Annotated in this window: 16 protein-coding genes; 5 read left to right on the forward strand and 11 right to left on the reverse strand. The window is 64.6% G+C overall.

Annotated features, from left to right (window positions below):
* Together DT069_RS24305 and DT069_RS24310 are read right to left on the reverse strand one after the other, a co-directional pair.
* Positions 1–350 (reverse strand): SRPBCC family protein (locus DT069_RS24305; RefSeq protein ID WP_119462936.1); only part of this gene is annotated, 350 nt, incomplete at its 3' end.
* A gap of 2 nt (positions 351–352) precedes the next feature.
* Entirely contained in the window at positions 353–664 is a 312-nt protein-coding gene (locus DT069_RS24310) for an ArsR/SmtB family transcription factor (RefSeq protein WP_119462937.1), read from the reverse strand.
* 50 nt (positions 665–714) lie between these two features.
* Here DT069_RS24310 and DT069_RS24315 point away from each other — a divergent pair, with 50 nt between their 5' ends.
* Positions 715–1,068 carry a nuclear transport factor 2 family protein gene (locus DT069_RS24315; protein WP_119462938.1) on the forward strand — a complete coding sequence of 118 codons (354 nt, stop codon included), beginning with the start codon at positions 715–717 and terminating at the stop codon, positions 1,066–1,068.
* A 16-nt stretch (positions 1,069–1,084) separates the two neighbouring features.
* Positions 1,085–1,822 (forward strand): class I SAM-dependent methyltransferase, encoded by a 738-nt coding sequence (locus DT069_RS24320; protein WP_119462939.1) that lies wholly within the window; start codon positions 1,085–1,087, stop codon positions 1,820–1,822.
* Between the two features lie 19 nt (positions 1,823–1,841).
* Here the strand turns inward: DT069_RS24320 and DT069_RS24325 are convergent, their stop codons facing one another.
* The 4 genes from DT069_RS24325 to DT069_RS24340 are packed head-to-tail and all read right to left on the reverse strand — an operon-like array spanning position 1,842 to position 5,198.
* Entirely contained in the window at positions 1,842–2,561 is a 720-nt protein-coding gene (locus DT069_RS24325; protein ID WP_162913434.1) for a DUF169 domain-containing protein, read from the reverse strand.
* Positions 2,562–2,592: 31 nt separating this feature from the next.
* Positions 2,593–3,354, reverse strand: coding sequence for an ABC transporter permease (locus DT069_RS24330; RefSeq protein ID WP_425450517.1), 762 nt, complete (start codon positions 3,352–3,354; stop codon positions 2,593–2,595).
* Positions 3,351–4,109: an ABC transporter ATP-binding protein gene (locus DT069_RS24335; protein WP_119462941.1), complete on the reverse strand. Its 759-nt coding sequence runs from the start codon at positions 4,107–4,109 to the stop codon at positions 3,351–3,353. Before DT069_RS24335 ends, DT069_RS24330 begins: the two co-directional genes overlap by 4 nt.
* Positions 4,110–5,198: an ABC transporter substrate-binding protein gene (locus tag DT069_RS24340; protein ID WP_119462942.1), complete on the reverse strand. Its 1,089-nt coding sequence runs from the start codon at positions 5,196–5,198 to the stop codon at positions 4,110–4,112.
* A gap of 451 nt (positions 5,199–5,649) precedes the next feature.
* Here DT069_RS24340 and DT069_RS24345 point away from each other — a divergent pair, with 451 nt between their 5' ends.
* Positions 5,650–6,012, forward strand: coding sequence for a hypothetical protein (locus DT069_RS24345; RefSeq protein ID WP_162913435.1), 363 nt, complete (start codon positions 5,650–5,652; stop codon positions 6,010–6,012).
* 81 nt (positions 6,013–6,093) lie between these two features.
* On the opposite strand, the gene DT069_RS24350 is transcribed toward DT069_RS24345, so the two are convergent.
* Positions 6,094–7,503, reverse strand: a complete 1,410-nt coding sequence (locus DT069_RS24350; RefSeq protein ID WP_119462944.1) for a hypothetical protein — start codon at positions 7,501–7,503, stop codon at positions 6,094–6,096.
* A 217-nt stretch (positions 7,504–7,720) separates the two neighbouring features.
* Positions 7,721–7,933: a CsbD family protein gene (locus tag DT069_RS24355; RefSeq protein WP_119462945.1), complete on the reverse strand. Its 213-nt coding sequence runs from the start codon at positions 7,931–7,933 to the stop codon at positions 7,721–7,723.
* 297 nt (positions 7,934–8,230) lie between these two features.
* Between DT069_RS24355 and DT069_RS24360 the strand changes: the two genes are divergently transcribed.
* Together DT069_RS24360 and DT069_RS24365 are read left to right on the forward strand one after the other, a co-directional pair.
* Positions 8,231–8,599 carry a hypothetical protein gene (locus tag DT069_RS24360; protein WP_119462946.1) on the forward strand — a complete coding sequence of 123 codons (369 nt, stop codon included), beginning with the start codon at positions 8,231–8,233 and terminating at the stop codon, positions 8,597–8,599.
* Between the two features lie 46 nt (positions 8,600–8,645).
* Positions 8,646–9,206 carry a DUF421 domain-containing protein gene (locus DT069_RS24365; RefSeq protein WP_119462947.1) on the forward strand — a complete coding sequence of 187 codons (561 nt, stop codon included), beginning with the start codon at positions 8,646–8,648 and terminating at the stop codon, positions 9,204–9,206.
* A 120-nt stretch (positions 9,207–9,326) separates the two neighbouring features.
* Here the strand turns inward: DT069_RS24365 and DT069_RS24370 are convergent, their stop codons facing one another.
* The 3 genes from DT069_RS24370 to DT069_RS24380 all read right to left on the reverse strand — a co-directional run.
* A complete protein-coding gene (locus DT069_RS24370) occupies positions 9,327–9,659 on the reverse strand; it encodes a hypothetical protein (RefSeq protein ID WP_119462948.1) in 333 nt (110 codons plus the stop codon).
* 177 nt (positions 9,660–9,836) lie between these two features.
* A complete protein-coding gene (locus tag DT069_RS24375) occupies positions 9,837–10,343 on the reverse strand; it encodes a YciE/YciF ferroxidase family protein (RefSeq protein ID WP_162913436.1) in 507 nt (168 codons plus the stop codon).
* A gap of 531 nt (positions 10,344–10,874) precedes the next feature.
* On the reverse strand, positions 10,875–11,309 hold a 435-nt coding region (locus DT069_RS24380), incomplete at its 5' end, for a hypothetical protein (RefSeq protein ID WP_425450518.1).

The raw sequence follows: 11,309 nt of genomic DNA on the forward strand, positions 1-11,309 counted from the left end.
ACGCGGGTTGCGCCGGGACCATCGGGGATGAAGCGGACCTCGACCTCGGTGATCAGGTCGGGATTGAATCGCCACTGGCCGTCGATCTGCCAAGTGAGCAGAAGGCGCGTCGGCGGCTCCCAGGCCAGCACGCGGCCCCAGTCGCACTCGGAACCATCCTCGCCGCGCTCGTACCAGCGGCCGCCCGTCCGGGGTTCGACGACCACCTCCTTCAATGGCGAGGAGCCGATGGAATGATTCGGATTGTGCCAGCGGGTCATGCCTGCCGTAAAAACCTCGAAGGCGCGTGCTGGCGCGGCCTTCACATGAATGATCTTGCGCACCGGCGCTGGCGTAATGGTGAGGGTCATTGCTATTCCTTTTTTTCGGATTCGACTTCGGCCTGAAAGCTGTCGAAGGCTCGGTCCCAGAATTGGTCCAGCCAAGCCCGGATAGCCCCGAGGCCCGCCGGATCAATCTGGTATACGCGCCGCGTTCCCACCGCCTGGTCGCGGACGAGACCCGCGGATTTCAGGGCCTGGAGATGTTGCGACACGGCCGGTCGGCTGACCGGCAGGCCGCGCGCGAGCTCCCCCACAGCCTGCGGACCGTCGGCCAGACGCTCCAAAATGAGGCGGCGCGTCGGGTCGGCCAGGACGGCAAGTCCGGATGATGCGTTAGTCATGACTTACCGTAAGCGGCTGCTTACATAGAGTCAAGCAGAAGGAGATCGGGATGCGGCCGAGCGAGCTGGTGCGGGATTGGGTCGAGGCGTTCAACCGGGGAGACGCCGAGGCGATCGCCGCCTTCTATCACGAGGATGCGGTCAACCATCAGGTCACCCAGGAGCCCGTCCAAGGCCGCGCAGCGATCCAGGCGATGTTCGCGCGCGAGTTCGCCGCGGCCGAGATGGTCTGCATCGTCGAGAACATCTTCGAGGACGGCGACGTGGCTATCCTCGAATGGCGCGACCCGCTCGGCCTGCGCGGCTGCGGCTTCTTCCATGTCCGGGAGGGCAAGATCGCCTTCCAGCGCGGCTATTGGGATAAGCTGTCCTTCCTGAAGCTGCACGGCCTGCCGATCGCGTGAGTGGGGTCATATCCCGATGAAGGATCGCCCAATCTCCCTATCCGACCTGCCGGTCGCCCGCGCCTTTTCCGCCGGCGCGGCCGAATATGACGGCCTACGCCGCCGTCTGGTGCCCTGCTTCGATGCATTCTACGGGACGGCACTGGAGGTGATCGCCGCGTGGGGCGGCCCGGGGGGCGGGGCGGACCGCCCGGCAGTTCTCGATCTGGGCGCCGGCACCGGGCTGTTCGCGGCGATGGTCCGGACCCGGTTCCCCGGCGCGCGGATGCATCTCGTCGACCTGTCCGAGGCGATGCTGGCGCAGGCGCGGCAACGCTTTGCCGAGGCCGACGAGGTCACCTTCGAGGCGGCCGACTACAGCGCCGCGCCGCTGGGCGGACACCAGAATGACAGCCCGTGGGACCTCGTGATCTCGGCCCTGTCGATCCATCATCTCGCGGATGCAGACAAGCAAACGCTATTCGCCCGAATCCACGCGGCGCTTCGGCCCGGCGGCCTGTTCGTCAATGCCGAGCAGGTGATCGCGCCGACGCCCGAGCTGGCCGCCCGCGACCGCCAGCTTTGGCGGGAAGCCGCCATCGCGCTGGGAGCGAGCGAGGCGGAAATTGCCGCCGCCGAAGGCCGCATGCGCTTCGACCGCTGCGCGACACTCGCCGATCAGCTTGCCTGGCTCGCCGCGGCGGGATTCGCGCAGGTCGATTGCAGCTTTAAGGCGTGGCAGTTCGCGGTCTATTCGGGCCAGAAGCCAGCGTGAGACGAATTCTCGCGGGCGATCACGCCCGGGGGCCCGCCACCGCCGCCATGCGCTCTTCGTAGAACGCCTGCATTGCGCCATTGACGTCCTTCTTGCCGGCAAGCGAGCGGGCGAAGTCGGCCAAGCCTTCGCCCGGCATCACGGCCAGCATGCGGTCCTCGCCGACGCCGGTGAAGGTGCGCATGCCAATGCAGCCGAAGGAGAGGGTCGGTCGACCGTTACCGAGCATCGAGGGGATCGCGGCGCAGGCCGGCCGGCCGAATACCGTGGTCGGCTGCTGGCCGCCCCAGGCCGCGCCACCCGCCGCCTCGCTCCAGATCATCGCCTGCAGCGGTGTCAGCCAGGCGAGGACGGCATCCGGCTCGACCGGGAACCCGGCCAACGGGCCGTAGAGGATTCCCTTGCTCGCCTTCTTGTTGACGGGGATCTTGCCCGGCTCGTCGGGATCGACATAGCCGCAGGCAGTCATCTTGCCGACGAGGCCCATCAGCTCCGTCGACACCGCCTCGGGCAGGTCGAAGCCCATCACCATCGCACCCACCGGGCAGTTAAAATGCTCCTGCGCCGGCACGAAGAAGACATCCTGCTCGGCGCGGCGCCAGAAGGCGCAGGCGGACGGCGCGACCGGCTGCGCGGCGTCGACTCCCGCCGGCGGCTGGTCGAGGAAGGCCAAGGCCACCGGCGGCGTATCAAGATTGAGATGCACGCTGAGATCAGCGGCAACCGTTTGGTGATTCATGGCCGGGGCTCCCCTTCGTCCGTTCATTCCGTTAGCGATAGCGCCAGCGCAGCAACCGCCGCTCGAGCCGCTCGGACAGCGAGAAGAGTAGCAGCACGAAGCCCATGATCAGGATGATCAGGGCCAGCGTCAGCGCGGCGTTGTAGGTGCTCTGCGCGAACTGGAGCAGATAGCCCAGGCCGCGGGTCGAGGCGACGAACTCGCCGACCACCGCCCCGGTAAAGGCGAAGCCGACCGCTACCTTCAAATTGCCCATCACCCAGGCGGTCACGGACGGCACATAGACCTCAGTCAGCAGGACCCAACGGCCGCCGCCCAGCGTGCGCACCCGCTCGACCAGGCGATGATCGACCTCCTTGATGCCGCCATAAACGGCGAAGAAGATCAGAACTGCGACGAGCACGAGGGCGAGCGCGACCTTCGAGCTCAGATCGATGCCGAGCCAGATCACGAACAGCGGCGCCAGGATCACCCGGGGAATCGCGTTGAGCAGCATCATCAGCGGCTCCAGCAGCTCGGCCAAAAGCGGCACGAGCGCCGCGGTGAAGCCGAGGACGATTCCGATCAGCAGCCCGACCAGCAGCCCCAACAGGGCCGCCGAGAAGGTCGCCTCCAGATGGTCCCAGATACTGCCGTCGGCGAACAGTGAGACGAGCACCGCGGCCACGTCGGTCGGCGGCGGCATGTAGAAGGGATCGAGCACGCCGACGCGGGCCAAGACTTCCCAGAGCACCGCCACCGCGCTCAGCGCGATCGTGCGACGCACAAACCTCTTTTCCAGGAGGCCCTTCATTCGGCGGCCTTCCGGGCCGACGGCCGGACCTCCTCGGAGAGGTCGTGCCAGAGCCGCCCCAGCAGCGGCGCGAAGGCGGGATCGGTCCGGGTCTGCAGGATGTCCCGCGGCCGGGCGATCGGAACCGGATAGCGCGAGCGGATGCGGGCGCGCGGTCCCTGCGAGAGCACATAGACGACATCGGACACGGAGAGCGCTTCCTCCAGATCATGGGTGACGAGGAGCACCGTCATATGCTCCTGCTCGACCCAACCGAGCAGATCCTGGGTGATCTGGGCGCGGACAATCGCATCGAGCGAGGCGAACGGCTCGTCCATCAGCAGAAGCCGTGGCTTCAGCGCGAGAATCTGGGCGATCGCGACACGCTTGCGCTGGCCGCCGGAGAGCTCGCGCGGGAAACGCCCGCCGAAGCCGGAAAGGCCGAGCTTGTCGAGCCAGTCATCGGCCTCCTTGAGGGCGGCGTTCTTCGCCATGTTCCGGATGCGCAGGCCCAGCGCCACGTTCTGGCGCGCCGTCCGCCAGGGCAGGAGGGCATCGTCCTGGAACAGGAAACCGATCTCGTCGCGGCCGACATCGAGCTCGACCACGCCGGAACGGGGCTGCTGCAGGCCGGTCGCGGCCCGCAGGATGCTGGTCTTGCCCGACCCGGACGGCCCGACCAGGCTGGCGAACTCGCCGGCGCGGACCTCGAGGTTGACGCCCTCGAGAACTGGTTCCGCGCCATAAGCAAGCGTGACGTCCTTGGCGTGAAGCACTTAACCCTCGACGACGGACAGGTCGAGCAAGGTCTCGAGATCGACCGGCTGTTCGAGAAGTCCCGCAGCGTGATGGGCCTCGGCGACCCGCCGGGCGGCCTCGACATCGATCTTGACGCTCTCCGGATAGAGCGACTTGCGATACCGCTCGAGGATCCCGCGAAGCTGCTCCTGATTGCCGCCTGCAATGAGCTCGTTCGGCAGCGCCGCAATGATCTCCTCGACGGGAATGGTCCGGGTATCGTTCAGCCCCTTGGCGAGCGCCCGCGCCAGCCGCTCCATCTGGTCCTGGCGCGCCTCGCGCTCCTCGGCCCGCACCGACACGCCCATGAACTCGTAGGCGCCGCCGAGATATTTCTGGGCATCCGCGAGTTCCATCGCGTTGAACAGGACCGAGCCGCCGGCCTCGACGATGAGAGACAGCGCCGGCTCCTGCACCATCGCGGCGTCGACATGGCCGACGCGGAGCGCGTCATAGAGGTTGGTGCCGAGCGCGGCGAAGCGGATGCTGCTCGTATCGGCGCCTGCCTCCTCCAGGAGGTAGAGCAGCATCGTATGGTCGGCGTTGCCGAGGGCCGAGATTCCCACGGTCCGGTTCTCCAGATCCGTCAGGCTCGAGATCTCCCCGGCCGCGTTCGGCCCAACGGCGAGCGCGAAGAGCGGCAGCCGCCCGGTCGAGGCGATGCGGCGAATCTCGGCTCCGTTGGCAAAAGCCTGCAGCGCCACGTCGAACGAGGTCCCCGCATAGTCGACCGCACCGCCGACGAGGGCCTGCATCGCCGCATTGCCGCCGCGCGTGTAGACGAGCTCGACATCGAGCCCCTCCTCCTCGAACCGGCCGCGCGCTTGCGTGACCTCATAGGGCACGACGCAGAGGAGCTGACCGCAGAAGGCGAGGCGCAGCGTCTTCGCCTGACCGTAGGCCAAGCCGCTCCGCATCGCGGCGACACCGCCGGCAACCCCGGCAAGGCCCTTCAGCGCCGTCCGTCGATCAACAGTAGAACCAACGATGGCGGGACCGGCAGCGCCGGACGCCGTTCTCAGCTCGACATCCGCTTCATCGAGAGTCGTCTTCAAGCAGCAATCCATGACATCCTCCGCCCATAGGCGATCCCCGGCTCCGCCGGCCGGCTCGGGAATTTACAATTTCCAGCGGGACTTCCCGCATTGCAATACAAATATTTTATGTGAAATCGATCCTGCTTTCGCGGCGGATCGGCGCGGTTGATCCGAATGCCGTCGCCCGATCCATTCCCTGAGAACTATGGATATTGGGGAAGATCACAAGGGCGCGGAAACGCAGCCGGCCCGTTCGGTGCCGCGGGCGTGAACGAAGAAAGCAGCTTCTGATCTGGTTAATAATATTCCGCAGAACCCGAATTGAGAGCACGGCGTTTATTTAACGCATTCAGTACCACGCCAGGCCAGAAAGGTCGAACTCTCGGGGAACTTTTTCCAGCCACCTTACGTTACGTTAGAATTCGCTGTCGTGACTCAAGGGGCGGCGGGCAAAGGCCGCGCTCCGGCTGAGGATAGCCGAATGACCCGAGAACGATTCGCGCCCATGGGCGGCATCGATCGCGATGGAATTCCCCTGGTGACAGGCAGTGGCGACCGAGTCGTGGCCAAGAGACCAGTCACCAAGACGCCGGGGACGGCTCCGCGGTCGGTAGAGAGCGGCCGGTGCACTGTCATTTACCTGCCCACCGAGCGGGCGCATTTATCGCATGCCCGACCAGCCGGCAACGATCCCCACCAGATGGCCGACCCGGCGCCGAGTCCATCGACCGAGCAGGCAACCGATCGACGGAGCGGCCGAACGCGACCCTATGTCGAAGCCCTTATCGGCTGGCTCCTGATCTTCGGCACGGCCTACCTCGCTCTCCTGCTGATCGGAAATTAGCGGCGCGGCGAACAAGTGCTCATTTTATGAATGAGAGGACGATTCACCGATCAGGTTGAAGCAACCTGATCGGATCGTACTCTAGAAGCGGAAGCCGGCGACGAGCATGCTGCGGTAGTCGACGGAGAAGCAGGTTTCGTCTTCCCGGACCGTGGAGCCGAGCCGCCCGACCATATAGGTCGCACCGCCCGACGGGCGGTCGAACAGAAGATCGAGGCCGTCGATCTCTGCCGTCACGTCCCACCGCCATCCGAGATTGCTGCTGAACACCGTGCCGTTGGTGACCAAGGCACGCGTCTCGACGCGACCCGGGACCGGACCGAATTCCGACAGATCGAGGGAAAGCCATGCGTCGCCACCGCCGAGGAATCCGCGATCCTCAGGCACGCCCTCGGTCGTCCAGTTGGCGAACAGCGTACCGCCGAAGTTGAAGGTGCCGTCGCCCTGCGGCTCGATGCCATGGCCCAACCACTCTTCCCAACTCCTGCCGAAGGAGAACCGGGAATGCCAGCGCCGTTGCGCCCAGGTCGCCGCGAGGCCGAGGCGCCTTTTCATATCCCGCCTGCGACCCGCATTATGTTCGTCCTGCGGCGTTTCCCACTCGTCGAACTGGGTCGCATAGGCCCGAATCCGATCGGGCAGCACGAACCGGTCCTCTAACGCATAGGAGGCTTCGGTGTCGATCACGCGCCAGTAATGGGTCTTGTCGTTCGACCCGTCGAGATTATTGTGCGACTGGCTGAATCTCGCGGAGAAGGCTGCGTTGCCGGCCTGCAGATTTGCCGTCGCGCCCACCGCCTCGCGATCCGACAACGCGGTGCTGCGGCGCCCCCTGAAGTCCCGAGCGACGTTCGAGTAGTAGAAGTTGGTGGACAGGTCGACCTGCTCGGTGTTCATGAGGACGAGCGACACCTGATGTCGCTGCGCCGTGCCGATCTGTTCTCTCGACTGGGTTTCCGACACGGCCAGTTCGGAGTTGAGCTTGAACCTTCCGCTGGGCGTTCCGAACCATAGCCGGCCTCCCCTCACCGCATCGGCGTCCTCTGCGCCGGGAACCGTCGCGGTGTGGCTGCTGACCATATAGCCGACACTGCCGACATCCTCGATCGTCGAGGTGAACTCCGCATCGAAGAAGCTCTCGGCGTCGCGCGACTGGCCCCGCAGACGCTCGAACGGGTCCACCCCCTTCACGGTCGAATAGGAGACCTTCAGCCCCTCGGTGGGCGAGAACCGGAACCGCTCCCCACAGCCGGCGAAATGGCCGTAGACATAGGAAGTGGAGCCGTTGAACGACAGATAGCCCTGCGTCCCCCCCAGCACGCTGGAGACTTCACTGAATTCGATCGAAGAGGACGGCGCGTCGGCGGAGGCACCCGGACGCGAGCCAGAGTCCTCGGTCAGGCAGAGAGATCCGGCCGCCGCCGTTTCCGACGCCAGCAGGAGAACTGCGGATATCAGGATTTTGTCGACGCCGAACGGCACCCGCCACATTTCCGCCTCCTGCGTATTCGGGGGATGAACGCGGTCGGGATAGTGCCGTGAATTTGGTTAACGAACCGTTGCGACAGTTCGACACGAAGAGGATTCGACGGTCGAATATTCCGGCAGTGGCGTGCGCCGACGCGAGGACAAAAAGAACGCCCCGCCGACTCCTGATGCGAGTCGACGGGGCGTTGTGACAGTTATCTATCCGGCTTGCCGGAGAACCTTATTGCCAGCGATAGGAGTTCCGCTGCTCGAAATCGCGGATCTGGCGCTCCGCCTCGTCGCGCTCGATGCCATAGCGCTCTTGGATCCGCCCGAGGAGCTGGTCGCGCCTGCCCTCTACGGCCGTCAGATCATCGTCTGTCAGCTCGCCCCACTGCTCCTTGATCTTGCCCTTGAACTGCTTCCAGTTCCCGCTCGCCTGATCGGAATTCATGGAGTCCTCCTGATTCCGGTGAAAAGGTCGTGGTTGCACGACAAACAACAAGCTTGGCCGGGTTCCAGTTCCACGACTTCTCTTCAATCAAACATGCCTCGATTATTCCAAACTGGATCGCAGTTCGAAGGGCTTATTTTGCAACGAGGCGATGAAGGGGGTGAAGCATCCTGTTTCGAGCTCCGTTGGAACCGGACGCTCCGTCGATGGTTGCCACATGATGCGCTGCGCCGACCGGTGTGGAGTGACCTATGCCGTCACCGGTTGAGCGGACCGACAAAGAACGGAGTATAGCGGATGAAACACCACCATCTCTCCGCCGCGGCATTTGCGGTCGCCACCATGTTTGCCGCGCCCGTGAGCGCGCAGACAACTGGCGAGAGCTGTTCGAAGCTTCAAACGAAGTATGACGAGGACATTCGCACGGCGAACACGTTGGTCATGGATCTGACGAAGAAGATCCTGAGCGGATCGAGTACGCCAGATGTGCTGAGCAAACTGGGCCTTGACGTTAAGAGCCTCGGCTCGCCGGAGCAGGCGATCCGAAAGGGCGTGGTCGCCGCAATGTCCCCGCCCGTTCAGAACGCCATCCTGATCCATCTGCTCTCGGCCAACACGACCATGCAGACCATGGCCTGGAAGGGCTGCAAGCCGTCGGGCAACTGACGCACCGCATTCGCGGGAAGGCCCGGAAAGCCACGGGAGATGGTTTATGTTCTTTGACGGTTGGTCGGGGTTGGTGCGTGTCCTTGTCGTCGGCGTTCTCGCCTACATCGCCCTTGTCCTCCTGCTCCGGGTCTCGGGCAAGCGGACTCTGTCGAAGATGAACGCCTTCGACCTCGTCGTCACCGTCGCGCTCGGCTCGACACTGGCGACCGTGCTGCTGAGCGAAAGCGTGGCGCTGGCGGAGGGCATCTTCGCACTCGGCCTGCTGGTTCTGCTTCAGTTCCTGATCACGTGGGCGTCGGTGCGCTCGCCGCGAATCCAGGCGCTGGTCAAGGCCGAGCCGTCGCTCCTCCTCCACCGAGGCCACTTTCTCCATGAGGCCATGCGGGCGCAACGGGTGACGGAAGCGGAAATCCGCGCCGCGCTGCGTGCGCAAGGCATTGGTGATGTGAGTTCGGTCGAGGCCGTGGTGCTGGAGACCGACGGCACCATCAGCGCCGTGCCCAATAGCCCAGACAATGGTAGCTCCAGTCTGGCAAATGTGCCGAAGCTTACCGCTGTCGACGAAACTACCCCGGGCCCTAGAACAGGACGGAACACTCCTTAACCGCTGAAGGCGGACTTTTCGGGCCGCGCAGCCGAAACTTCTCCGGCAGAGTCCGGAACGAGGAGGACGGCGCGTGAGAGCCGGCAAGGCCGCGGTCGTCGACCTTGCCGGCGAGAATGTTCAGTTGCTCGCCAGAATCGGCTGCTCGATGGAGATGCCGTCACCGTGGCGAACAATGTCAATGAAGGCCTCGCTCTGCTCGAGCTCACGAGGGACGACGATGGTCATTCTCTGATCCGGCGCGAGGGTCGTCACGACTCTGATCGGAGCAGCCGCCTCGTCCGCGGCGAACGTGGCCACGACGCGATACCCGTCGCTCTCGACGGTGTAGTAGGCCGTTCCCCGAACGGATCCGAGATCGATGCTGTGGGCGTGGATCGGCTTAAGATCCTGGGCGCTCGCGCCGACGATCGTGCCAAGGGTAAGGATGAGGGCGCCTGCAAGAACACGCATTGTCGTCTCCAAGAAAATGGCCGCCCGGATATCCCGGGCGGACGGTTGCAGGCGGAAAGATGGCCGAGTTATTGCTGCGCCGCAATATAGATATGCTGCGGCGCAACACCGCACCCCTCATATCCCCGTGGTATCAAGGAGAGCCCGCTGATTGCGAAGCAGCTGCTGCCCGCCGCGCTAAGCTTGCTGGCCCTGCTCCAACGCCGCAGGATTGATCCGGCCCTCGGCCAGTTCAGTCATCTTTTGATCCCACTCGTACCCTTCCTTGACGGCACGTTCCATCGCCTGCGCCAACTCCTTCTCGCCCGCTTCGCCGGCCATGGCCTTCACCGTCCCCCAGGCCGCGATGCAGTAATGCTCCAGCTTCTGCGCGCCGGCGATCATCACTGCCTGCTTCATTTCGGGGGTTTCGACCTCCTTCAGCAGCCTTTCGGATTCTTGGATCAATCCACGGGCCGCCGCGTTCTGGGTACCGCGGCTCTTGCCGTCTATCTTGTCCAGGCCCTTCTGAACGTCCTGGAGAATGCGCTGGCCCTGCTTCAGCCGCTGATCGAGCATTCTACGGAGCTGGCTGTTCTCAGCCTCCTTATTAATCTGCTGTAGCGCCTGTGAAGCCTGCTGCTCGGCATCCTGGATGGCCTGCAGTTCGTGGGCGAGCAGTTCCTGGGGAGAATGAATCGTCATGGATAAACCTCTCCGAGTTCTGAGCCGGCCCAAAGCGGCCGTCACTGCTAAACCCATAACCGAGAGGGCGGTTCCGCATTTCGCATCGCAAGCCGTAGAGACTTGGTCGGGCAGAATATAAATCCGGCGCCTTCCAACCTTCCGTCCTGCATTTGTAACAAACACCCGGCGCGCCAATCGACATCCAGACCCCACGCCGGTTTACACCAAATCTCCTTTCCAGCCGATCCGGAGGCGATCCGCACCTGCCGGTAGCATGAGCACCGCCGCTAAGAGCGGGCCGCCTTGAGTGCCATGATGTGAGTATCGCATCACCCTTTGCCGGACCTCTCGGGCGAACCGCAACCGACCGCGCCCTCGACGATTTACACCGAGATCATTACCGCCTGCACCGAGAATGCAGAAGAACTACAGTAGTGCACCGAGTCGCAGCGTAGCAGCCCTTGGTGGCCTGAATAGGCCTTCAGGCGCCGATTCCAAGGATGGATTGCCTCAGCTCACGGCGCAATCAGATCCGTCTCTGCCGAGAGCCTAGTCGCCGCTTCCGCCCGACGATCCGCCGGAGCCGCTACCGGAGGATCCAGTCGCGCCGCCACCGGATTCGGTCTCACCGCCGGCGCTGCCGCCATCGGCGTCGCCACCACCCTCGGTCCCGCCATCGGTGCCGCCGCCTTCGGCGGTGTCGCCGGGCCCGCCTGTCGACCCGGGCGCCAGGGCGCCGGCATTGTCGTCGTCGACGTCCTCGCCGGTGATCACCCCCGGCTGCGTCTCCATGACGTCTGGGATCTCTTCCTCCTGATCTTCCGCATCGTCGTCCGCGCCGAGCGTGTCCTGCGCGATGACCAAGTGGCCGCGATCCGCGGCAGTGTTCTCCGGGCCCGTGTCGCGCGTGTTCATCTGTTCGGCCCAGGCCGGGACGGCGAAGACGAGGGCGAGCGCCGTACTCGACAGCAGCTTGTACATGGG

This window comes from Virgifigura deserti (assembly GCA_003576685.1).
GTDB classification, from domain to species: domain Bacteria; phylum Pseudomonadota; class Alphaproteobacteria; order Dongiales; family Dongiaceae; genus Virgifigura; species Virgifigura deserti.

Coding starts and splice junctions, on each gene's coding strand:
- DT069_RS24310 (WP_119462937.1), bottom strand. CDS start 664: ATGACTAACGCATCATCCGGACTTGCCGTCCTGGCCGACCCGACGCGC.
- DT069_RS24315 (WP_119462938.1), top strand. CDS start 715: ATGCGGCCGAGCGAGCTGGTGCGGGATTGGGTCGAGGCGTTCAACCGG.
- DT069_RS24320 (WP_119462939.1), top strand. CDS start 1,085: ATGAAGGATCGCCCAATCTCCCTATCCGACCTGCCGGTCGCCCGCGCC.
- DT069_RS24325 (WP_162913434.1), bottom strand. CDS start 2,561: ATGAATCACCAAACGGTTGCCGCTGATCTCAGCGTGCATCTCAATCTT.
- DT069_RS24330 (WP_425450517.1), bottom strand. CDS start 3,354: ATGAAGGGCCTCCTGGAAAAGAGGTTTGTGCGTCGCACGATCGCGCTG.
- DT069_RS24340 (WP_119462942.1), bottom strand. CDS start 5,198: ATGGATTGCTGCTTGAAGACGACTCTCGATGAAGCGGATGTCGAGCTG.
- DT069_RS24345 (WP_162913435.1), top strand. CDS start 5,650: ATGACCCGAGAACGATTCGCGCCCATGGGCGGCATCGATCGCGATGGA.
- DT069_RS24350 (WP_119462944.1), bottom strand. CDS start 7,503: ATGTGGCGGGTGCCGTTCGGCGTCGACAAAATCCTGATATCCGCAGTT.
- DT069_RS24355 (WP_119462945.1), bottom strand. CDS start 7,933: ATGAATTCCGATCAGGCGAGCGGGAACTGGAAGCAGTTCAAGGGCAAG.
- DT069_RS24360 (WP_119462946.1), top strand. CDS start 8,231: ATGAAACACCACCATCTCTCCGCCGCGGCATTTGCGGTCGCCACCATG.
- DT069_RS24365 (WP_119462947.1), top strand. CDS start 8,646: ATGTTCTTTGACGGTTGGTCGGGGTTGGTGCGTGTCCTTGTCGTCGGC.
- DT069_RS24370 (WP_119462948.1), bottom strand. CDS start 9,659: ATGCGTGTTCTTGCAGGCGCCCTCATCCTTACCCTTGGCACGATCGTC.
- DT069_RS24375 (WP_162913436.1), bottom strand. CDS start 10,343: ATGACGATTCATTCTCCCCAGGAACTGCTCGCCCACGAACTGCAGGCC.